The following is a 387-nucleotide window of genomic DNA, read 5'->3' as shown; positions in this document are numbered from 1 at the left end:
TCGAGGTTCACGCCCGAGACCGAGGCGCGGTCGCGCTCCAGGTTGTTGGCGATGGTGGCCGAGAGCGTGGCCGCGAACTGCGCGCTCTGCGTGCGTGTGCCCACCTGCGCCATCAGGCCGGCGTAGCCGTCGGACATCGTGGATTCGTCGAACATCTTCGCGTCGCGCAAGTCCATCATGGCGCCGGCATTGCCGGCGTTGCGCTGGTAGTAGTCGCCGTACTGCGGGTCCAGGGCGTTGCCCACGGTCACGGTGTCGCCGCTGTTGGGGCTGCCCTTGAGCGTGATCTCCCAGCCGTCGATGGTGATGGGCTGGCCGGGGGTGTAGGGCAGGCCTGCTGTGCCCGACACGGGGGTGGTGGAGCCATTGACGGTGTAGGTCGTGGGC

Annotated in this window: 1 pseudogene; it reads right to left on the bottom strand. The window is 68.5% G+C overall.

Going from position 1 to position 387, the window contains the following annotated elements:
- A pseudogene (locus QZH66_RS18715) lies at positions 1-387 on the bottom strand (hypothetical protein); the annotation flags it as partial.

The sequence above is a fragment of the Stenotrophomonas sp. YIM B06876 genome, assembly GCF_030711595.1.
GTDB lineage: Bacteria > Pseudomonadota > Gammaproteobacteria > Xanthomonadales > Xanthomonadaceae > Stenotrophomonas.
Note: the sequence above shows the minus strand (reverse complement) of the source record. Positions and strands in the feature narration are given on the sequence as shown.